At 38.0% G+C, this 21,212-nt stretch carries 15 protein-coding genes; 7 read left to right on the top strand and 8 right to left on the bottom strand.

The window, feature by feature from the left end; all coding sequences use genetic code 11:
- Nucleotides 1–44 precede the first annotated feature (44 nt).
- The gene (locus tag KRODI_RS04740) at nt 45–824 is read left to right on the top strand and encodes an amidohydrolase (RefSeq protein WP_041295805.1); all 780 of its coding nucleotides are present in this window, start codon (nt 45–47) and stop codon (nt 822–824) included.
- On the opposite strand, the gene KRODI_RS04735 is transcribed toward KRODI_RS04740, so the two are convergent.
- Nucleotides 811–2,475, bottom strand: coding sequence for an Ig-like domain-containing protein (locus tag KRODI_RS04735; RefSeq protein WP_013750439.1), 1,665 nt, complete (start codon nt 2,473–2,475; stop codon nt 811–813). The two genes, KRODI_RS04740 and KRODI_RS04735, sit on opposite strands and share 14 nt — an antisense overlap.
- A gap of 41 nt (nt 2,476–2,516) precedes the next feature.
- The gene (locus tag KRODI_RS04730) at nt 2,517–3,197 is read right to left on the bottom strand and encodes a ComF family protein (RefSeq protein ID WP_013750438.1); all 681 of its coding nucleotides are present in this window, start codon (nt 3,195–3,197) and stop codon (nt 2,517–2,519) included.
- A gap of 37 nt (nt 3,198–3,234) precedes the next feature.
- On the opposite strand from KRODI_RS04730, the gene KRODI_RS04725 reads away from it, so the two are divergent.
- From KRODI_RS04725 to KRODI_RS15075, 3 genes are all read left to right on the top strand, one after another.
- Nucleotides 3,235–4,134, top strand: a complete 900-nt coding sequence (locus KRODI_RS04725) for a hypothetical protein (RefSeq protein ID WP_144782818.1) — start codon at nt 3,235–3,237, stop codon at nt 4,132–4,134.
- A gap of 166 nt (nt 4,135–4,300) precedes the next feature.
- Nucleotides 4,301–5,836 (top strand): glycine--tRNA ligase, encoded by a 1,536-nt coding sequence (locus KRODI_RS04720; protein ID WP_013750436.1) that lies wholly within the window; start codon nt 4,301–4,303, stop codon nt 5,834–5,836.
- A gap of 118 nt (nt 5,837–5,954) precedes the next feature.
- Complete coding sequence (locus KRODI_RS15075) at nt 5,955–8,621, top strand: GEVED domain-containing protein (protein ID WP_013750435.1); 2,667 nt, start codon at nt 5,955–5,957, stop codon at nt 8,619–8,621.
- Between the two features lie 108 nt (nt 8,622–8,729).
- Here KRODI_RS15075 and KRODI_RS04710 read toward each other — a convergent pair whose 3' ends face one another.
- Together KRODI_RS04710 and KRODI_RS04705 are read right to left on the bottom strand one after the other, a co-directional pair.
- Entirely contained in the window at nt 8,730–9,071 is a 342-nt protein-coding gene (locus KRODI_RS04710; RefSeq protein WP_013750434.1) for a hypothetical protein, read from the bottom strand.
- A gap of 38 nt (nt 9,072–9,109) precedes the next feature.
- Nucleotides 9,110–12,535, bottom strand: coding sequence for a hypothetical protein (locus KRODI_RS04705; protein WP_013750433.1), 3,426 nt, complete (start codon nt 12,533–12,535; stop codon nt 9,110–9,112).
- Between the two features lie 118 nt (nt 12,536–12,653).
- Here KRODI_RS04705 and KRODI_RS04700 point away from each other — a divergent pair, with 118 nt between their 5' ends.
- Genes KRODI_RS04700 through KRODI_RS04690 form a run of 3 tightly spaced genes read left to right on the top strand, consistent with a single transcriptional unit; the run spans nt 12,654 to nt 15,511 of the window.
- The gene (locus KRODI_RS04700) at nt 12,654–13,418 is read left to right on the top strand and encodes an exodeoxyribonuclease III (protein WP_013750432.1); all 765 of its coding nucleotides are present in this window, start codon (nt 12,654–12,656) and stop codon (nt 13,416–13,418) included.
- 14 nt (nt 13,419–13,432) lie between these two features.
- On the top strand, nt 13,433–14,416 hold the full coding sequence (locus KRODI_RS04695) for a flagellar motor protein MotB (RefSeq protein ID WP_013750431.1): 984 nt from the start codon (nt 13,433–13,435) through the stop codon (nt 14,414–14,416).
- Between the two features lie 60 nt (nt 14,417–14,476).
- A complete protein-coding gene (locus tag KRODI_RS04690; RefSeq protein ID WP_013750430.1) occupies nt 14,477–15,511 on the top strand; it encodes an aldo/keto reductase in 1,035 nt (344 codons plus the stop codon).
- A 92-nt stretch (nt 15,512–15,603) separates the two neighbouring features.
- Here KRODI_RS04690 and KRODI_RS04685 read toward each other — a convergent pair whose 3' ends face one another.
- The 4 genes from KRODI_RS04685 to KRODI_RS04670 all read right to left on the bottom strand — a co-directional run bounded on the left by KRODI_RS04685 (nt 15,604) and on the right by KRODI_RS04670 (nt 21,177).
- On the bottom strand, nt 15,604–16,749 hold the full coding sequence (locus KRODI_RS04685; protein WP_013750429.1) for a M23 family metallopeptidase: 1,146 nt from the start codon (nt 16,747–16,749) through the stop codon (nt 15,604–15,606).
- Nucleotides 16,750–16,870: 121 nt separating this feature from the next.
- Nucleotides 16,871–18,241 (bottom strand): DNA repair protein RadA, encoded by a 1,371-nt coding sequence (radA, locus tag KRODI_RS04680; protein WP_013750428.1) that lies wholly within the window; start codon nt 18,239–18,241, stop codon nt 16,871–16,873.
- A gap of 131 nt (nt 18,242–18,372) precedes the next feature.
- Nucleotides 18,373–19,803, bottom strand: coding sequence for a LuxR C-terminal-related transcriptional regulator (locus tag KRODI_RS04675; protein ID WP_013750427.1), 1,431 nt, complete (start codon nt 19,801–19,803; stop codon nt 18,373–18,375).
- A gap of 228 nt (nt 19,804–20,031) precedes the next feature.
- Nucleotides 20,032–21,177 carry an alpha/beta hydrolase gene (locus KRODI_RS04670; protein ID WP_013750426.1) on the bottom strand — a complete coding sequence of 382 codons (1,146 nt, stop codon included), beginning with the start codon at nt 21,175–21,177 and terminating at the stop codon, nt 20,032–20,034.
- Between the last annotated feature and the right edge of the window lie 35 nt (nt 21,178–21,212).

Raw genomic sequence — 21,212 nt, 5'->3', positions numbered from 1 at the left:
GATAGTACAGATGGAAAGTTCTACCATAAATGTATCTTTATACTATGAAATCAGAAACATTACAAGTAAGTCTTATACAAACTTCGCTTTATTGGGAAGACGCAAATCGTAATAGAGCACATCAAGGAACATTGATGGCAAAGGTGCCTGAAGGAACTCACCTTATTGTACTACCAGAGATGTTTACCACTGGGTTTTCTATGAGTCCGCAATCCCTAGCCGAAACTATGGATGGAGATACTGTCCAGTGGATGAAGCGCCAGGCCTTAAAGTCACAAGCAGCCATCTGCGGAAGTTTAATAATAAGTGAAGAAGGTCTCTATTACAATCGGTTTTTATTTGTCACTCCAGAAGGTGAAATAACGAGCTATAATAAACGCCATACATTTAATATGGCTGGCGAGGGAGAGCAGTATAAAGCAGGTAATGAACAGGTACTTATCGATTATAAAGGCTGGAAGATTTTTCCACAGATTTGTTATGACTTGCGTTTTCCGGTGTATGCGCGTAATACATTTGATTATGATCTCATTATTTACGTTGCAAATTGGCCAAAAACTAGAATAGCTGCTTGGGATACGCTACTTAAAGCTAGAGCTATAGAAAACATGTCTTATTGCATTGGGGTAAATCGCGTGGGAGTAGACGGTAATAACCTTGAATATATAGGGCACTCTGCTGTATATAATGTCTTAGGAGAAGAGATAGTCACAGCTCATACTCAAGAAGGTGTAGTGACTACGACATTAACTAAAACGCATATTAAGAATACGAGAAGTAAACTGCCTTTTCTAGAAGACAAAGACAGATTTACTCTTGAATAGTATCCTTAACCTTTGTCTTCTTAGGAAGTAGCTCAAATGTTTCTTTGGCAAACCAACTGGGACGTACATCAATTTCTCCAGGGAAATTGATAATTACTTCTGGTTGTTTTTTCTGCAAATAATTTCCTGAGTCAAAAAGACGGTTATTATTGGCATCCTCTATTAGGCGTATTTTATACGAGCCTGGTTTGAGGAGTTTGAAGTTAAAAACGGTTTCTTGAAGGGAATATTGCGTCTCTATAACCTCATCACTTTTATCCATTAACTGGATGATGTAAGGAAAGTTATTTGCGTTTTTTAGGGTGAGCTCTATATCTCCATAATCTGAGAACTCCTTAGTATTTGCTTTGTAGAAAAGAGTATCATTTTGTTGTCCAAAAAAATCTGTAATCGCATTGGGTAGTGCTTTGATACTATAACTAGCTTTTTCCTCTTTCTCAAAATCAATATCTAGAGAGGTCCTGTTATCTTGTAAAGAATATGTAAAAGGAATCTCGATAGAGTCTTTTACAACGGTTATTAAAGACTCATTAATGGTGTCTATTGGAATATTGCTGAGTATGCGATACGGTTTGTCTAACAACACAGCATTGCGATATTTTGAAGAAAAGGCTAGAGAGTCTAATTTTGGCTTACGTATTCTAGCCTGCAGGGTGTCACTATAACCTGGTGCAGTTACATTAAAGACGAGCGAGTCAAGTGATACTCGTGGCTTGTACCAGTAATATAAAGTGTCCTCTCCTTTTTTTGTGATGGTGGTTTCGTGATTATTTCCCACATCCGTTAAGAGGTTTATAGCGATGCTATCTGTATAACCACTAATACCAAAAGCTATTTTACCCTCGGCAGCATGTTTAGGGCGGGAGGCTTTATAAGAGGGTGTTTCTGAAAATAACTTTAGTGTATAAGACGAGTCAGTTGGGACCGTTACAAAATCTTCTATAAAAGCAACCTTATCTTTTTTAGGTTGAAAAGTATAATTTGCGTCTTCATCTTTTAAAGCTACAAGCGCATACGTTCCAGGTTTTAGATAGTCTAGTTTAAACGTGTTGAGGCTATCTAAAGTGTTTGTAACATATAATGGAGGCTTATTGTAAATAGTAGAATCTGTATACGTGCTATCTGCTTCATAAAGCATCACGGTTACAAAATTATCAGGCTTGTCTAAGATCGCATCTACAATTGTTCCAGACACAGTAAGGCTATCTATATAGTCTCCTGTAGACATCACATACTTAAACGAAGGAAAAGGGTTTCCTTCATTATTATCCACAATGCTAAGCCCAAAATTGAAAACATAGGTCGTATTAGGAGCAAGTGTATCTTGGATTTTAATCTCTATGTATTTTGATGCAGACCCCTGTGGAGAGATTACTCTATTGATAATAGGAGGCGAGATAATAAGTTGTTTCCTAAGATCTTTGAGTTTTACATACTCATCAAAATAAATACGTATTTCGTCTCCTTCAAAGTTTGTAGTAAAGTTAGGAGGTGTAGACTTTACAAAAACTGGAGGCAAACTATCCATAGGTCCACCTGTAGGAGATCCGCGTTTTGCACAGTTTACGAGAGTAAGTGCCATACTCACCATAACTACTATAAATGTAGCTACGCGTCTTCTATTAAAATGATACCAAGGATTATCTGTCATGCGACTACAAAGAAACAATTATTTTAACCAAAACGAAATACCTATTGTGCTATTGCCATCACAGCAATACTTAATTTAATATTAGGTATTTTAAGAAGTTGTAATGCACATGATTCTAAAGTTGCTCCAGTCGTTAAGATATCATCACATAGTATGATATGTTTACCTTCAAGATTGCTATTCATTACAATTGAAAAAGCATCAAGTACTTCATCACTACGTGTAAAACGACCTTTAAATACTTGCGTTTTTGTGTTTTTTGATTTGACAAGCACATCATCTACATAATGAGCATCTAATGCTTTAGCTAGTGATTTACCAAAGCCTTCCACTTGATTGTACCCTCTTTTTCTTTTCTTCTTTGGGTGTATAGGTACTGGAACTACTGCATCTATACGACTATATTCTTCAAGAATTTTAAGATCTTCACCTAGCCATGCTCCTAGAAAGCCGCTTATCTCATGCTGTCCTCTGTATTTGAGATTATGCATGAGTTCTTGCACAGGACCTTTCTTTTCAAAATAAAATAATGCTGTTGCATTTTCTATATTGAGGCGTCCATAAAATACTTTTTTAATTGCAGGGTCGTTGTACCTATGAAAATCTGTGAGAGGTAATGTATGCCTACAATGTGTACATATCATATTTTCGGCAGCGATGAGTTCGCTGTCACAAGATTTACAGGTTTCTGGAAAAAATAGAGAACGGAGCGATTGTAGCAATGGCTTATACTTTTTTTTTCTAAATTAACCCCTTTATGTGAATAATAGAACATCTATGCGTACTAAAAGTACCAATAACACCTTATTACTCCTTGTAATCTTACTCTGCTTAGTTGTAGCGGGCCTAGGATTTCATACCTATAATTTTCAAAATGAAGTGCAGCAACGTGAGGCACAGCTAGTGAATGATAAAGAAAGAGTTACAGCACAGCTGGATGAAGAGTTGTCAAAATACAGCACCCTTATAAAAGAGAGAGATGCGTTAAAAGGAGCGCTTAAACAAGCGCAATCAAGACTCCTACAACTCAAGGAAACACTAAGAGACGACGACTTGAGTAGATCAAAAATGCAGCAGTTTCAAATGGAAATACAAAGACTGCGTCGAGAGCGAGAGTTTTTTATAAGTGCAAATGATAGCTTACAATTAGAAACAAAACGTCTTGTTGCACTACAGCAAGAAACACAAAAAGCGCTAGACCTAGCGACAAAATCTCAAGACAGCATACAGAAATCTAATAGAGATCTAGCAGAGAGACTTACACAAGGAGCACGTCTTACAGTAAGTAATCTCGCAGCAAGAGGAGTGATCCAGCGCAATAGCGGTAAGTTTTTTATGACTTCTAGAGCAAGTCGCGTTGAGATGATACAGGTGTGTTTTACCGTAAACGACAATCAACTTGCAGAGGCAGAGAATAAATCTTTTTACGTACAAGTATTAAATGGCCAAGGTCGCATGATTGGTGTAGAACGTAATGAAAAGTTTGAAGACGGATCTGTGGTGCGCTACAATACAAAAACTACGATTGCATTTAATAAAACCGCATATACCATCTGCGAGCTTGTTCTACCTGTGCAGCAGATGGAAGGTGGTGATTACACTATAAATGTCTACCACGAAGGCTCCATGCTACTCTCTACCATACTTTCTTTAAAATAGGGCAATCGCAATTTCCGTTATTTCGGAGGGATTGCTATTTTTACAGCTTGTTACAAACAGAAACAAATAACTTTATTTTATTGGTTTGAGAGGTTTTTACGCTTTCGCGAAAGCGTAACCTTATACCTCATCAATATTAATAGATTGCATAATTAATCTACAAACTATGGCTCAACAGGACGATCATTTTAAAAAAGTAATATCTCACGCAAAAGAATACGGCTACATCTTTGGTAGTAGTGAGATTTATGATGGCCTAAGTGCTGTGTATGACTACGGTCAAAACGGTGTTGAACTTAAGAAAAACATACGCGAGTACTGGTGGAAGAGTATGGTGCAAATGAACCAAAATATTGTAGGTCTAGATGCCGCAATATTTATGCACCCTACTACATGGAAAGCTTCTGGTCACGTAGACGCATTTTCTGATCCACTTATTGATAATAAGGATTCAAAGAAGCGCTACCGTGCAGATGTACTCGTTGAAGATTATGCAGAAAAGCTCAATCAGAAAGCAGAGAAAGAAATTGCTAAGGCTGCAAAACGTTTTGGAGAAAGCTTTGATAGAGTGCAATATGAAGCGACAAATCCTAGAGTTATGGGATATCGCGAGAAGCAAAAAAGTGCAACCGCACGACTTGCGCAATATCTAGATGCAGAAGATCTACCAGCAGTAAAAGCACTTATAGAAGAACTGGAAATAGGATGTCCAGAGTCTGGATCAAAAAACTGGACAGATGTACGCCAGTTCAATTTGATGTTTGGCACAAAACTAGGAGCATCTGCAGAGACAGCGACAGATTTGTACTTACGTCCAGAAACGGCTCAAGGTATCTTTGTAAATTTCTTAAACGTCCAAAAAACAGGGCGTATGAAAATTCCTTTCGGAATTGCTCAAACAGGAAAAGCATTTAGAAACGAGATTGTTGCGCGTCAGTTTATCTTTCGTATGCGAGAATTTGAACAAATGGAAATGCAATTTTTTGTACGCCCAGGAGAAGAAATGAAGTGGTACGAGCACTGGAAAGAGACACGTTTAAAATGGCATAAATCATTAGGCCTTGGAGAAGAGAATTATCGTTTTCACGATCATGAGAAACTTGCGCATTATGCAAATGCAGCAACAGACATAGAATTCAACTTTCCATTTGGGTTTAAAGAGCTTGAAGGAATACACTCTAGAACAGACTTTGATCTTAAAGCACATGAAGAGCATTCTGGAAAGAAATTACAATTTTTTGATCCAGAGCTCAATGAGAGTTATGTGCCTTATGTGGTAGAAACATCTATAGGGCTTGATAGAATGTTTTTGGCAGTATTCTCTGCTTCACTTCAGGATGAAGAATTAGAAAACGGAACGTCAAGAGTGGTGTTAAAACTACCTGCAATCTTAGCGCCCGTAAAAGCAGCTATTTTACCATTAGTAAAGAAAGATGGACTACCAGAAGTGGCACAAAAAATTATAGATGATTTGAAATACGATTATCGCGTAGCTTACGATGAAAAAGATGCAGTAGGTCGTCGTTATAGACGTCAAGATGCGGCAGGAACACCACTTTGTATTACCGTAGATCATGATACGCTAGAAGACAATATGGTAACTGTAAGAGACAGAGACACGATGGAGCAACAACGTGTGTTAATCACAGATTTACCAGACATCCTTAATAAGAAAGTGAATTTTAGACATTGGACAGCCTAAATCTAATTATTGATATATACCAAAAACACTCATTTCATGGGTGTTTTTTTATGCTTTGGATTCAGATTTTTGTATTTTTAATATCTTTTTAACAAGCAAACCACTAAAAAACTACATTATGAAACAAATTTACTCAATGTTGGTTGCAGGTCTCTTAGCGTTTAGCTTAGGAGTATCTGCACAGCAAACTAATAAAGCCAGTAAAAGTGGGTTACTTTCTGCTCCTGTTGTAATACCGAGTATCGCAGATCAAATTAAAGCAGGGACACTTATATATGCAGATGAAACTCCAAAACTTGGCCGTGCCAAGGGTATCGGTACTCCAAATGTTGTTCCAGGAAAAGGATCAACAGGCAATGATCCACTTGTGAATGCTCAGCGTAGTCAAGAAATCAGTATGACACACACAAAAGCACCGCTTACTACCTTTGTTGCAGATATATCTACTTCTACACCATCAGACCCAACCGGTGCGGCTGGGCCAAACCATTACATAGCTGCTTGGAATGTAGGATTTAAAATATTTAATAAAGATGGGACCGATGCTACTCCAGAAATGAACTTAAGTACACTGTTTCCAGGAAATTCAACGGGAGATCCAATTGTTTTCTTTGATGCAAATGTCGATAATGGTGCAGGCAAACCGAGAGGGAGATATGTAATAACGGAATTTCGTAATGGAGGTGCCCCTGGAGGCAATGGGTTTGATGTAGCTATATCTGCAGGTCCAGATCCAGTTAATGACCCTTGGTATGTTTATGAGGCTCAATTCAATGCGGGAGCTTTTCCTGATTATACAAAATTCTCTGTATTTGGAGAATCTTATGTCGTTACTGCAAATATAAGTTCAACTACGGAGCAGGTATTTTTACTTGAACGTAATAAGATGTTAAACGATGAAGCTGCACAATTTGTAACCTTTGGGCTACCAGGTATACAAAGGAACGGATTTTACAGTCCTCAAGGTTTTCATACCACAGGAGATGAGAGTGTGCCTGCTGGAACACCAGTACCAGTTGTTTATTTACAAGACGATGCTTGGGGCGGAGTTGATGACGATCATTTAAAAGTTTGGGAGGCTACTATAGATTGGTCAGATGCTGCAAATGCAAGTATAGAACTTGCTCAAGAGATTACAACGGCAGATTTTGTAAGCGTTTTTGATGGTGGTTCGTTCTCAAATATACCACAAGGTGGAGGTGGGCCAGATGTAGATGCACTGCAAGCCACAATGATGAATCAAGTACAATATAGGCGTTTTCCTACCTACAATACTGTGATTATGAACTTTGTTGTAGATGTTTTAGACCCAGGTGAAAAGGCGGGAATAAGATGGTATGAATTAAGACAAGATGGTGATGGTCAACCATGGACTATCTATCAAGAAGGTACTTATGTAACTCCAGGAAAGCGTAACGCATATCAAGGAAGTATGGCGATGGATTCACAGGGAAATATTGCTATGGGTTATATATCATCATCAGATGAAGATCGTATTGCAATGAATTATACTGGGCGTTTTGATGGTGATCCATTAGGTGTAATGACAGTATTTGAGCAAGAACTCTTCAAAAGTACAGTAGCCTCTCCTACAGATAGGTTTGCAGATTATGTGCATTTAACGCTTGATCCAGAAAATGAATCTTTTTGGTTTATAACAGAGCAATTTGATCCATCTCGTAGAGATGTAGTTGCTAATTTCACATTGGATGCGGCTCAACCAGATGATCTCAGTGTTTTTAGTATTGTGACTCCTGTAGGAGATGGAGAGTATACAGATGATGAGGATATTATTGTTACCATTAGAAATTATGGTTCAAATGCAATAGCAAACCCAACAGTCCAGTACAGCATAAATGATGGCACAGTAGTAGTTGAAACTTTCACTGGGACTATTGAGCCAGGACTAAGTGCTGAGTTTACATTTGCTCAAGGTGCAGATCTATCTGAGCCAGGTGATTATACATTAAATGTGTCGACTATGCTAAGTAATGATAGTAATGTAGAAAATGATTCATTGGTATGTGTCGCAACAAATACTGTGGGACTTGCATGTCAGCCTGACGGAGATTGTGCAGGTTTTGGTGACGGTGTAACTACCATTACATTAGCTAATCAAAATGACCTAGTTACAAATTGTACAGCTTCGGGTTATAGTGATGATTCAAGTATTGAATTTGCATTCGATAGTCCAGAGTCATTATCTGGAATTCTCCAAGTGGGCTTTGATGACTCTGCATTTGCAATTTGGATTGACATAAATGACGATGCAACATTTAGTGAGGATGAGCTTGTATCTTCGGGGCAGGTAGCGGCAGAAAATACTGATTTTGAATTTTCAATTGATGTTACAGGCTTTGATATGGCACAGCTTACTGCGGGTCCATTGACTATGCGTGTAAGGGGGGAAGATGAAAGTGGTGCTGGCGATGTCAATGACCCTTGTGATGATCTTCAGTATGGAAGAACAAACGATTATACAGCAACCTTTACTCCAGAGGTGTTAGCAATAGAGAATAATGTATTTTTAGAAACCTCTTTAAATATTACAAGTACAGATAATAAATATTTTGACATCAATGTAAATACACCTTTCGAAGGAAGAGCGGCTATTTCTGTTTTCAATACCCTTGGACAAAGACTTGCCCACAACAACCTCAATAAGGAGGGCAACAGTTATAAATATGATTTAGACATGTCATACGTTACAGCTGGTGTTTATATCGTTCAGTTTACTGATATAGATGGTGGATCTAAATTAGTTGAGAAGATAGTAGTTAGATAAATATCTGTTGCAGTTAGTTTATAAGCTATATACAATAATTGAAAAAAAGCTCAACAAGTAATTACTTGTTGAGCTTTTTTTATGAAAATAAATAAATGTCGTCCTAGTCTACATATTCATCTTCATTTCCGTAATCCCTATAGGGCTAGCTTTGTCACATCTATTCATACGGCGTTGTGGAGTATACTTGAACCAAACGCTGGCTCCATCCTTCATAAAATCTTTGTCTATCGTCATGGGGTCAAAATGACGTCCATCCTCAAGTTTAATAGTCCACTCGCAATCGCCTTCTGCCTTAGATTGTACGATTGTTCCAGAAGTATATCCAGTTGTGTCAAAATCCATAAGTGCTGTTTTGGTATCCTCTGTAGCAACTGCTTCTTGACCACGGCAAGAAAAAGCTATGATTGCCACAAGTGACATACCTGTAATGTATAATCTTGTTCTCATAATTAGGTAGTTTTCGTTTCCTTAAAGGTCGTCAAAATTTAGAAGAAAGCCTTAATCTGGATATTACCTGTGTGAATCGTTCGTGTTTCTTCACTTTTACGCCCAAAATATGATACATTCAAATCTAAAAATTTGGTGATCCTTTTTTGTGCAATAGCATTCCAAGTAAAATTTGTTCCTGGTTGTAATCCTTCTAATATCTGATATGCAACTGGACTAAATGCGCTTCCGCGAAAATCGTTATTGATATACGTAAACTCCCCAGTTAAAGATACTTTTTCTAAATCTGCTAATGCAAAGGAGATGCCAAGATTCTGCTGGTCAAGCTGTTCCTGCTCTCCTGATGTGTTATTCTTATTTTGATATTCATAAAATAGCGAAACTCTCGACTGTTTGCCAAAAAGATATGAGAGCTTAGGATTAATGCCGATATTATCGATGTTAAAATTACGAGAGACAAAGTTTTCTGTATTACTTTCTGTTGCACCTAGATCTCCTTGAACATTAAAAAGCCAACTCTCCTTTACTTTGTGTAAAAAGTTAAGTTGATGACTTTGTATCATACTTTCCTGCAACCCCGTAGAAAGAAGAATTTTTGATGTATTTGATAGATATGAATAGGAGGTCGTGTAACGTTGCTTTCCTCTATTATAGAATAGCGTATTTCTAAAGTTAACCGTGGCTCCTATTTCATTCTCATCCTCATTAAATGGGTTGAGACTAAAATCGTTATCAGTGCGCAACACTCGTTTATCTAAGATGTAGCTAGATTGATTGTAGAAGTGAGAGAGGAACTTTTTTATTCCCTTAAGTCCAGACCATTGTCCAGGTTGTAATGTGAGTTGCTGGCTTAATCTGTTTTGGTGAGTTCTTACAAATACTTGGTTGGGCAGTAATATTCTCACATAATCTGCTTGATCTTGAAACTGGGCTATCTCAAACTCATCTAGCTCTTGTATGCCATCTCCGTTGTAATCATTCCATGTATGTGTTCCTTGACCTTCGTCTACTTGAATAAAAGTAAATTCTTGCTGAGGTTGAGTACCACTATTGGTTTCAAAAACAGTATTGAGACGGATGATATCATTTGCAAATCGTTGATTATACAGCAATCTTGAGTTGAGCGAATTCTCATCTTCTCGTTGATCCTCATAGCTGAGATTACGATAATTCAAAAAGAGCGAAACGTTGGTTTTCTCATTCTTTATTAATTGAGATTTTAAGTAATATGTATTGGATGTATTTACACGTGCTATGCGATTAAGTCGCACACTATCATTTACACGATATTTATATCCAGCTTCCATATAGACGTTTGTGCTGTCTCCCACGCCAGCAAAAGCTTTGTAAGCACTAAATCGCTGACTATTTGCCGTTATAGAGTCATTCCTCTTTGTGACTCTAACGTTGTCCTCCATATTAAATGAAGCGCCTATCCATGATTTTTTGAAACCATAAATTGCATTTACGTCTGCTCGTGTAAAGTCTGTATTGAGTTGTACATCATCTGTACTAAGCGTACTTGCATTAATCGCAGTTCTCAATTTGCCTAGTTCCCAGTTGGCATTTAAGCTGTGTCTGAAACCATTATAAGCATCTTGAAAATTTAGATGTTGAAATTGATAGGTAATTGCACCATGTTTTGCATGAGCATAATTGAGTCCTACCGTAGTAAAATGTTGAGTTCCTAATAAGGTTCCACCCGCTTGTGCTAGTGAGTTCTCGACATTCCAATCTCGGTTAAATTCTATATTGTAGAGCCCTTCAATACTTCTAAAATCTTCTTGTATAAAATCCCAACTCCCAAAAGTACGAAAGCTGGATAAACTATCCGTTTTATATAGCAGCTGATTTACGTCTACATGTACAGCATAACCATTATTGTCATCATCATCTAGCGTAGAGAATGTGTTGGTGTCATTGTTACTTCCCGCAGCTTCAAAGTTTATCGTAGTTTTTTCTGAGGGCGTATAGCTTCCATTTACTACGCCTAATTGTAATACGGTAGGAGCAAAAAGTTGTACTTGAGGAGCAAAAGAACCTTGCGAAATACCATTAATAGGGGCAACATATTGAAATGTACGCTGTAAAGTATTTGTCGTGCTTAAAATGTAATCTCCTTGGTTTTCTCCTACATTAGTAAAACGTACTTGAAACAAATCTTCTTCAGGATCAGCGCTAAATTCAAAAGCTTCGACGCCATTTACAACAATCTGTCTGTAGAGAATCTTATTTTCATCAAAGGTGTCTGAGATTGCGCTAGGGGCAATCATTTCTTGCATATCATCACCAGCACCTTGTAAAATAGCAACCTGTTCGGAGGTGAGATTTTGTTGTAGTGGTTGATTCTTAGCATCACTTTCTGAGTATACGTGAGCAGATATTTTGAGTTTATCGCTTTCGCGAAAGCTTCCTCCTCCATACGCCAGAAAGCGAGTGTAACGACGTTCAGAAAATTGATAGGCAACATTAATGCGCATTTCACTAGTGATGGGATAAGTCGCATTAAATCGAATCTCTCCAGCATTATAATCGATAATATAGTCTTCGCTTTCTCCACGTGTGAGCGGAATGCCGTTTACATAAACAGTCTCACTACCCGAAACGACCAAAACAAACAACTCACCATTAGGTCCAGTGAGTTTATAAGGACCTTGATTGCCTTCTTGCCCTGTAAAAGTGCTTTGTGTAAAAACACCTCGCACTAAAGCTCCAGAAGCATGTAAGTCTGTTTGTTTATCATCTGAGTGATTCAAGGTTCCACCTAAGGATAAGCCTTGAATTTTCTTTGTAAACCTACCAAAATAGGTGTCCTTGTTTTCTAGATTAATATCACCAGCTCTTATATTCCAATTATCAGAAAATAGCTCGATAAAAACCTGGTCAAACTCATCTAGATTTTGAGAGTATCCGCCTTGCTGGCTAGGTATATTTGCATCTTGTATAGAAGCGCGTAAGGTAACGCGCTCACTTAGCTTTCCACTTATTTGTAAGTCAAGCTCTGAGTTTAAGGTGCTGTTTTGACTATTGCCTACAGCGACTCCTCTCAGTATACTTCCGCTCACGTTAAGGCCAGAAAATGGAGTGACAGTATTTGTTCTCCTGTCCTCACCTAGGCTTATCACCTTATTAAGGCTCCCAGTACTCGTCACAATCTGGCTAGGGTCATACTGAGAGTAAGCACGCGTGAGAAAATCTGGATAAACTTTATACGTTACAATGAGAGAATCTGGAAGTGCTCCATTTTTCGCGCTAAGCGTAATGATACTTTTTCCATAATCAACACTATAAGCTGTACTGTCTATCCTTGTGCCTTGTAGCGTGGTAATTTTAAATAAGGATGGATTAATACTTACAGAATCTAAAAGTACAGAGTCTCTTACTACAATTCTTTTGGTACGCGTTTGTTGTGCTAGAACAGCACTGGTGCATAATAGTAAAAGAACTGTGTAAAATACGCGCATCAATAGTAAAACTCTAGGCTGAGGTAAATATTACAATGACTCAAAGGTAAACTTTATAAGTTTTTTACGAGGTGTGGAAAAACCTAATTTATAACTTAGCAGTCCAATACAGCATACTATGAAAATTATCTCTTATAATGTAAACGGTATCCGTGCAGCTTTACGCAAAGATTTTGCCACCTGGTTGCAACATACAGATCCAGATGTGGTGCTGTTGCAAGAGACAAAAGCAACGCCAGACCAAGTAGATACAGCAGTTTTTGAAAGTCTAGGATATGAGCATTACTGGTTTAGCGCACAAAAGAAAGGATACAGTGGTGTGGCTATTCTCACAAAGAAAACACCTAAAAATGTAGTTTATGGAACGGGAATCGAATCCATGGATTTTGAAGGTAGAAATATAAGAGTTGACTTTGACGATGTTTCTGTGATGAGCATGTACTTGCCATCAGGAACAAATATTGCCCGTTTAGAGCATAAACTGGAATACATGTCGTTATTACAAGATTATGTAAACAAGATTAAGCAGGATGTTCCAAATCTTGTGATAGGTGGAGATTATAATATTTGTCACGAAGCTATAGATATTCACGATCCCGTACGTAATAAAAACGTGAGCGGATTTTTACCCGTAGAGCGTGAATGGATAAGTAACTTTATGGATAGTGGTTTTATAGATTCTTTCCGTCATCTTAACAAAGAGCCAGACAACTACACATGGTGGAGTTATCGTGCAAATGCGCGAGCAAATAACAAAGGATGGCGCATTGATTATAACATGGTAAGCGAGCCTCTTAAAAATAATATAGAACGTGCTGTTATTCTCTCTGATGCTGTGCACAGTGACCACTGCCCGCATATGGTAGAACTAAAATTATCTTAAAACAAATGAATACAATGTTTAAAAAATCCCTTCTTATAATACTTGCGATAAGCGCACTTACTTCTTGTGTTCCTGCAAAAAAGTTTAAAGATCTTGAAGCAAGCTATAGCAGGTTGCGCAAGGATAATCGTAGCCTTGAAGATAATGTTAAGGACCTGAAAGCTGAGCTCGATAAAAGGAACGAGATTTATGATAAGGTCTCAAAAGACTTAGCCACAAGTATGACTAGGGTAGAGGAGTTAGAAGGTGAGAACGCTTCCGCGAAAGCTAATCTAGAGCAACTACAAGCAAGTTATAATGCACTAGAATCTAATAGTAGTGCGACTATAGCCGAAAATTCTCAGAAAAACAGACAACTTCTAGCCGAACTAGAAACAAAACAAAACGATCTTGCCGAAAAAACTGCTGCTCTTGAAGCAGAACGTACTCGTCTTGAAAAGTTACAAAAGGATCTAGCAGAACGCTCTGCGAGAGTAGATGAGCTAGAAGGTGTCATTGCAGCAAAAGATGCTACAATGAGAGTGCTTAAAGAATCTATCTCAAAAGCACTTACAGACTTTGAAGGAAAAGGACTTACCGTAGAGCAACGTGATGGTAAGGTATATGTGTCGCTAGAAAACAAGCTTTTATTTGATTCTGGTAGCTGGACAGTAGGCGCAAACGGAACAAAGGCGGTAAAGCAATTAGGTAGCGTGCTAGCAGATAATCCCGACATCGCTGTGCTTATCGAGGGACACACAGATAATGTGCCTTACGGAGGCAGCGGAAATCTAGCTGGAAACTGGGACCTCTCTGCAAAAAGAGCAACAGCTATTGTTGAAATTTTACGCACAAACAGAGATATAGACCCTAAGAATCTAACAGCAGCGGGCCGTGGAGAATATGCTCCCGTAGCCGAAAATGATACAGCAGAGAATAAAGCAAAAAATAGACGTATAGAAGTAATCTTAACACCTAAACTTGATGAGGTGACGGCTTTGCTTAATGATATTGATTAGATAAAACGAGAGTTCTATAGTTGTATAAAGACGCAATGATTTGCGTCAAATCCAATACTTATGAAATACACAACAATACCAAATACAGATATAAAAGTCTCAAAAATTTGTTTGGGGTCAATGACTTGGGGTCGCCAGAACACGGAAGCTGAAGGTCATGAGCAAATGGATTATGCACTTACACAAGGCGTAAACTTTATTGATACGGCAGAGATGTATAGCGTGCCTTTTCAAGAGAAAACGTACGGTGCTACAGAAAAGGTGATAGGAAACTGGCTAGCCAAAAATAAGAACCGAGATCAGATTGTTCTTGCTTCAAAGATTACTGGACCTAGCCCAACATTTGCTTCTGTAAGAGATAATCTTGGGTTTTCTAAAGAAGCTATTGATGATGCATTGCATAAGAGTTTAAAACGCCTCCAAACCGATTATCTTGATTTATACCAACTGCACTGGCCAGAACGTAACACAAATTTCTTTGGAAAATTAGGATATGTTCATAATGGTGATGAGCAGTGGAATGATAATATTGCAGAGATTCTTGAATCTCTAGACACCTATGTAAAACAAGGAAAAATTAGAAATATAGGGCTGTCTAACGAGTCTCCTTTTGGCTTGATGCGTTTTGTAGAAGAAGCTAGAAAAGGTGCGCCAAAGGTTGTAACCGTTCAAAATCCTTATAACCTTCTTAATAGAAAGGATGAGATAGGTCTTACAGAAGGCTTACATCGCGAGGATGTAGGTTTACTGCCGTATTCTCCTCTTGGTTTTGGGCAACTTACAGGAAAATATCTAGACGGGTATCCAGAAGATGCGCGTGTGACTCTGTTCCCTAACTACAATCGCTATCACAACGATAATGCTTTTGAAGCAACACGTCGTTATAAAAATATTGCAGATGAGCATGGATTAAGTCTTACACAAATGGCACTTGCATTTGTGACAGATAGACCTTTTGTAACTGGTAATATTATAGGGGCTACAAGTATGGAGCAACTTAAAGAAAACATCGGTAGTGCAGATGTGACACTCTCTGAAGAGGTTTTAAAAGCCATAGACGAGGTGCACACAGCAATACCGAATCCTGCACCATGATAAAAGAAAATTGGAGTATGTAAAAAAGGTGCGCTGTAAAGCGTGCCTTTTTCTTTTCACGCTTTCGCGAAAGCGTAATTATCTACATAAAATCATGTAGATGGAATGGACTTTATAGCCGTTTTATATAGATATCCTTGTAAACTATCATGAGCACGTACATGAAACCAATTGCCTGTTTTTTCTAGCAACAAGACAGTATCCTTTCTCTTTAATGTGCCAATTTTTTCTGAAGTTGAAGTTGGTGATAATCGCATCGTACCATTGTTTATAAGAACTCCTAATTTGCTAGATAGCGAATCTAAAATTGCGGGTATTTCCGTTTTTTTAATATATGGATATGGGTTAATAGCTCCCGTACGATTATAAATGCCAAAATGTAAATGTGGAGGTGTCGTTTTGGCATTCCCAGTATTGCCTACTAATCCGAGCGTATCTCCTATTTTCACGCGCTGTCCAGTAGTAGCGATGATGCTATCTAGGTGCGCATAATATAGCGACTGACCAAAAATACCGTCACGTAACCACACCTGTTTACCTCCTAGACCGCGATTACCTGTGGATGAGACAATACCATCGGTAATCGCTATAACCGGAGTCCCTCGAGATGCAAAAATATCTACACCCTCATGGCTACGCTTTCCACCACTTCTAGAAGCACCCCAAAAGCTTTGAACGGCCTTGTTGCTTTTTCCACTTACTGGAAAGCTGTATTGTGGTGCTGTATAAATTTTTAATGCAAAGGACGAGTTTGTGCTTATTTCAGGCTGTATAAGTAGTGTGTATAATCCTGAAGCCTTAATTTCGGTAGTAATTTTTTTCTCATTAGAAGCATTGGATAATCTAGGCGTTGAATTCATTATAGAATCCTTCTTCCATGTGAAAAGATCAAGAAATATGGCGGTTGAGTCTACATTGTTGTCAATTTCTGCATGAAAAATCTCACCTGCAGCGAGTGTGAATGTATAGCGGTAGGGAATCAAATTGTTGGAAGAATAAGTCCCTACAGTGGTATACGGAAGACCCGAGAGTACGTTTTGGTCTTTAGGCAGTAAATTTTTTTGATACGCTTTCGCGAAAGCGGAATCCCATGATTTATAAATACTATCATCTTTCTTGAAGCCCCGAGCGTAAACTTCGCGAGCCGAGGGTTGCGTGATGGCGTCTGTGGCTTTTTGAATTTGATTACAGCTTATTATGGCAAGAAGTAATAAGGTGTATAGTATCTTTTTAAACATAGCAGTCACTATGCAGAAAAGATGCCATGTGCATGTAAGCGTCAGTCAGATGTTGACGCAATTGATTATATGTGAACGTTTTTAAAGACTGCTGTAAAATGATGCTCGTTTATCTAGTAGCTTATCCAAAAAGGTGTCTCACGACATCATGAACTTTGGCTACTTTAATCACATTGATGTGATAATTAGTATCAGGTATTTTGCAATATTTTGAAATCACGATGCTTGTAAAACCTAGTTTTTCTGCCTCGACAATGCGTTGTTCAATACGGTTTACAGGGCGTACTTCTCCAGCAAGACCTATCTCTGCCGCAAAACACATGGATTTATCTACTGGGATATCTACATTGCTTGATAAAACAGCCGCTACCACTGCCAGATCTATAGCAGGATCATCTACAGTGATCCCTCCCGTCACGTTGAGAAAAACATCTTTTGCACCTAGTTTAAAGCCTGCGCGTTTTTCTAATACAGCAAGAAGCATATTGAGTCGCTTAACATTATATCCTGTCGAGCTACGTTGTGGTGTTCCATATACTGCGGTACTCACAAGTGCTTGAATTTCTATCATGAGCGGTCGCATACCTTCCATTGTGGTTGCGATTGCTGTACCGCTCAAGTCTTCGTCATTTTTTGAAATGAGAATCTCGCTTGGATTACTCACCTCTCTTAATCCTGAGCCCTGCATCTCATAGATGCCTAGTTCGCTAGTACTTCCAAAACGGTTTTTATGCGCCCTTAAAATTCTATAAACATGGTTACGATCTCCTTCAAACTGGAGAACGGTATCGACCATATGCTCAAGAATTTTTGGACCAGCGATGTTTCCATCTTTTGTGATGTGACCTATAAGAATTACAGGTGTTGCAGTTTCCTTAGCAAATCGTATCAGCTCTGAAGTAGTCTCACGTATTTGTGAGATACTTCCAGCGGTACTTTCTATATGGTCAGAATGCAGTGTTTGTATGGAGTCTACAATCACAATATCTGGCTGCATCTCTTCTATGTGCCTAAAGATATTTTGAGTTTTTGTCTCTGTAAGGATATAACACTGGTCGCTTTCTGGATTAATACGCTCTGCACGCATTTTTATTTGCTGCTGACTTTCCTCTCCAGAAACGTAGAGTGTTTTGTAAGGTAGCGCTAGGGATATCTGTAGTAGCAAAGTACTTTTTCCTATTCCAGGTTCTCCACCCAGAAGAGTAAGCGATCCAGGAACTAAGCCACCACCTAGAACACGGTTAAGTTCGCCGTTTTTAGTATTCATTCTAGCCTCAGAAGCGGTAGAAATATCGGCAATCTTAAGGGGTTTGCTGGTGCGTGTAAGTCCAGAAACCTTGGCGGTTTCAGACTTCCAGTCCTTTTTATCTGCTTTTTGTACAACCTCCTCAACAATGGTATTCCACTGCTTACAAGCATTACACTGGCCTTGCCATTTGGCATGCTGTGTGCCACAGTTTTGACAGAAAAAGGTAGTTTTTATTTTGGCCATTGAGAGTTAAACTTTAGGCTAATTTAGCAAATCATCCCTTGTTTTGATATGGAATATTTGATTAAAATCAGTGTTGATGAAGGAGTATGAAGTAGAGGTGTTTTTTACGCTTTCGCGAAAGCGTTTTTCCTTTAACTTATTTTTTCAATCACTTCTGATCGATTTGAGACGTCAAGTTTCGCATAAATATTACTAGTATGGAACTTTACAGTGGCAATTGATATATGAAGTTCTTCACCTATCTGTTTATTTGTGTAGCCCTTAGATAGTTCAAGAAGTACTTCGGTCTCGCGCTTTGATAAATTGTGTGTTGTGCTTAGTTGAGCGACACTTTCTTGTAAAGTTCTTTCTTTTGTGTCTGCTGTAGCCTGTAGTTCTTTTACATAATGCTCTAGCTTTTTTCTGATGTCATGATTCTCTTTTTTCAAATATTTGAATCGATATAAAAGTGCTGCGCTTAGGACAAGCATTTCTGTAATCCCTCCTAATTTTACTTCATTTGAAGTGATGTTAATAAACTGGAACCCGGTTACAGGAAGAGCAAAATGAGCAATAGATGAAAAAAGTAGAATGAGATATGCAACTACTATTATATAGGCATAGGTATATTTTGTAGCAACGTACCAGCAGAGCACCCAGCATCCTATAAGTAGAGAAGAAAGCACGTAACCGGCAATACTAAACAAGTAAAAATTTTCAAATATGAGACTGCTTATGTAAAGTCCTGCCGAGATAATTAATGCGAGATAGAACCAGATTTTTATGCGTGGAAGTATGGTGCCTATTCTCAAAAAAGTAAAACTAAAAAGGGTGGCCATTAAACCGCATAACCAATGTAAAAGCATCTCAATGAAATCATAGTGTGTGATAAGATCAGGAAAGAAGTAGGAAAAGAATCCATCATCGTAAAAAATAGATGCAGAGGTAACAAACAGAAAAAGTACATAGTAGATATAAACCCGTTCCTTAAAAGTAAAGAACATAAATATGTTAAGGATAATAACTAATGATGCAAAACCAAAGTATGCTCCAGAGAATCCAACTGAATTGATGTTGCTGCGTAGATAAGTGTTGTCGTTAATAATGGTAAGTGGGAAGTAGGCTTCATGCCAAAAGAAGGTTTGGATATAAAAAGTATTAATACCTTCTCTCATATAGGTAGGAACGCTTGTTAGCCTTTCTAGCTCTGGTTTCTTGTGAATTGGTATGTCATTTCCAGAAGTGCCTAGGTGAATTATGTTATTATAATTGGCCATAAATAACGAAAAACTTTTAACATGGATTGAGGGTATTTTAAAATGATATAACCCCTCGTTACCCGAACTAACATTAACAGATATTTTAAACCAGTACCATCCGTTCTCACTTCCCCAGTTGAGATCTTTTTCATTAACTGGCTCAAATTCTTTTGAGTCTACTGTAGATTTTGTGATTATATGATCTATGTCTCTTACGTAAGAAAATGAAGAGATTGTTAGTGCTTTATCTATTTCTTGACTGTGTGCAAAAAAATGGCTTAAGAAAAGAATTGATAGTAATAATATATAAGCCGTATTTCTCAATGTCTCAGGATATGATACTTTGGGTACATTTTTAGTGTAATCCCTATTATTTGCACCAAAAGCGGTGGTTTAGGTAAAACCTATACCAAGAGTATAGGTGTTTTGCATCTCATAATTGAGATTTTTATGCTTTGCACATTACAGTGTGGATTGAGGTATGGAAAGCTATTTTAGTAAGTAAATGATTTCTTGAGTTTTTCTTCTACAATACATAAATCCGTAGGGTAATTAATACCCAAAATCCTCTTTAATTTTATTTGCTCGATCAAGCATTAAATCTTTAGTAAGAAATGATACTTCTTCTAAAAGAAATGCATTTTGATAAGTGCGCATCGCTTTCTTAGGTTCCCCAGCCTTTTCTAGAGATAGAGCTAGGTAGTAATTACCTAGCATAGTCTCTGGGTATTGCTTACGAGCTAGCTGTCCTAAACTAGCCAGACCTTCCCAGTCGGCTTTTTTTTCTAAAGCTGTGGCTGTTGCAACGTAATCATTAACACGTATAGGGTCATCTAGGCCAAAAAGCGTTTTTACCGTTGCATACTTATCTATGAGATAATTAAAAGGAGACTCGCTAGGTAGTATCTTCTCTTTGTACTCTTTTTTACTAATAGGGCGATAAATAGAAAACATGTTTTCTAGTGCCTTTGGTATAGCGCGACCCACGAGTGAGTAGTGCGTTGCTCCGTCAAAATTGTCAAAAGTATATTGAACATTCTCATTTTGTACTTGTTTAATCTGAACGTCTAGTTGGATAATAGGGTCGCGTAGTACACTTATGTCGTCACTTGCTGTTGCGAGGTAATAGAATATTTTTTGCTGTGCCTGCCCTAATCTAGCAACAAGGCGCTCTTCCATTTGTGGTGCTAGATCTGGACTTAAAGAAATGTATCCTTGAAAAAGTGCGGGATCTTTCATTAAATAGTAATTCATAAAATTTGCTGTCATATCATGACCTACTGCGATTCTAAACGTACTAGTTCTGTAATTTTCATCGAGATAAGGCATTACTTCTAAGCCTAAAAATTCAAAGAATGAAGCTCCAGTATCAGATGGGAGGTTGCTTACATCATCATAAAAGGTGTCATCATCTCTACTGTCTACTTGATTAATGCCTACTACAATTACTTGTGGCATTTCTTCCCAGTAGCTATAATAATCTACATTACCAGCCACGGGTTCAAATAGGTAGTCACCATCCATAACTACAATTACAGGATATGATTTTTCTATATTCTCGTCATAATTGCGAGGTAACTGTATTTTAAGCTGTCTGGCTGTGCCTAGAATTTCTGATTGAATCTCTTCATAATCAATTTGAGAAGAAGCTAGTACACTGTAAATACAGAGTATTAGGGTAAGTAGGTTTGTTTTCATGTGGGAATAACTTTTTAGTTATTAGGATAGTCCTA

The sequence above is a fragment of the Dokdonia sp. 4H-3-7-5 genome, from assembly GCF_000212355.1.
In the GTDB taxonomy this organism is placed as follows: Bacteria; Bacteroidota; Bacteroidia; order Flavobacteriales; family Flavobacteriaceae; genus Dokdonia.
The sequence above is the reverse complement of the archived record's forward strand: the minus strand, read 5'-3'. Positions and strand labels throughout refer to the sequence as shown.

Bases quoted from the DNA above. Each gene is read 5' to 3' on its own strand.
- KRODI_RS04740 (WP_041295805.1), top strand. From the start codon at position 45: ATGAAATCAGAAACATTACAAGTAAGTCTTATACAAACTTCGCTTTAT.
- KRODI_RS04735 (WP_013750439.1), bottom strand. From the start codon at position 2,475: ATGACAGATAATCCTTGGTATCATTTTAATAGAAGACGCGTAGCTACA.
- KRODI_RS04720 (WP_013750436.1), top strand. From the start codon at position 4,301: ATGGCTCAACAGGACGATCATTTTAAAAAAGTAATATCTCACGCAAAA.
- KRODI_RS15075 (WP_013750435.1), top strand. From the start codon at position 5,955: ATGAAACAAATTTACTCAATGTTGGTTGCAGGTCTCTTAGCGTTTAGC.
- KRODI_RS04710 (WP_013750434.1), bottom strand. From the start codon at position 9,071: ATGAGAACAAGATTATACATTACAGGTATGTCACTTGTGGCAATCATA.
- KRODI_RS04705 (WP_013750433.1), bottom strand. From the start codon at position 12,535: ATGCGCGTATTTTACACAGTTCTTTTACTATTATGCACCAGTGCTGTT.
- KRODI_RS04700 (WP_013750432.1), top strand. From the start codon at position 12,654: ATGAAAATTATCTCTTATAATGTAAACGGTATCCGTGCAGCTTTACGC.
- KRODI_RS04695 (WP_013750431.1), top strand. From the start codon at position 13,433: ATGTTTAAAAAATCCCTTCTTATAATACTTGCGATAAGCGCACTTACT.
- KRODI_RS04690 (WP_013750430.1), top strand. From the start codon at position 14,477: ATGAAATACACAACAATACCAAATACAGATATAAAAGTCTCAAAAATT.
- KRODI_RS04685 (WP_013750429.1), bottom strand. From the start codon at position 16,749: ATGTTTAAAAAGATACTATACACCTTATTACTTCTTGCCATAATAAGC.
- radA (WP_013750428.1), bottom strand. From the start codon at position 18,241: ATGGCCAAAATAAAAACTACCTTTTTCTGTCAAAACTGTGGCACACAG.
- KRODI_RS04670 (WP_013750426.1), bottom strand. From the start codon at position 21,177: ATGAAAACAAACCTACTTACCCTAATACTCTGTATTTACAGTGTACTA.